The organism is Xanthobacter sp. BG11Y11_SDJG (assembly GCF_057364445.1).
The window spans coordinates 1-817 of sequence record NZ_JBNFNU010000787.1 but is presented as its reverse complement, the minus strand read 5'-3'; the positions used below and the strand labels follow the sequence as shown (position 1 = coordinate 817).

Sequence of the window (817 nt, the reverse complement as noted above, 5' to 3'; positions counted from 1 at the left end):
GCCGAGCGGGGGCCGGGGGTGCGCACGATCCGGGCGAAGGCGTCGAAGCAGGAGCGGGGCTGGCCGCTGCTGGCCGGTGAGATCCGGCCACGGGCGCCCGTCGGGCCGGCCCACCCCACACCGCCACCGTGCGGCGCCCGTCGAACCCCCACCGCCCAGGCGTCGCGATAGCCGTAGGAGGTTCCGGTCTTGAAAGCGATGCGCCCACTGAGCGCGTTGTCCGGGGCCGGCGTGCCGAGGAGGCTGGTGGCCACGTACCAGGCCGCCACCTCCCCCACCAGCGCCCGCGGCGGCCTGGCGGGGCGGCGATGGCGCCTCCGCCCGCAGCTTCAAGGGCAGCGTCTGGCCGCCCCGCGCCAGCGCGGAATAGAGCATGGCGAGGTCGGTGAGGCGGATGCCGACGCCGCCGAGTCCCATGGGCAGGCTGGGGGCGGCGCCCTCCGGCAGTTCGAGCCGCGCGCCGGTCTCCTTGATGCGGGTGGCGAGCCGCTGCGGCCCGACGGCCTCCAACAGGCGCACCGCCGGCACGTTCAGCGACAATTGCAGCGCCTTCCGCACCGGCAGGACGCCCTGATAGGTCAAGTCGAAATTCTCCGGCCGCCAGGCGCCGAAGCGCGCGGGGGCATCCTCGATCAGCGTCTGCGGATGGGCGATGCCGTCGTCGAAGGCGAGCGCATAGATGAAGGGCTTCAGCGTCGAGCCGGGCGAGCGCACCGCGCGGGCGAGGTCCACCGCGCCCGCGCGGTGCGCGTCCGAAAAGTCGGCGCCGCCCACATAAGCGCGCACCTCGGCGCCGGCATGGTCCACCACCAGCAGC

The 817-nt window shown here is 74.7% G+C and carries 1 protein-coding gene; it reads right to left on the bottom strand.

Annotated features, from left to right (window positions below):
- On the bottom strand, positions 1-817 hold an 817-nt coding region (locus AC2W7M_RS26530), incomplete at both ends, for a penicillin-binding transpeptidase domain-containing protein (protein WP_486136173.1).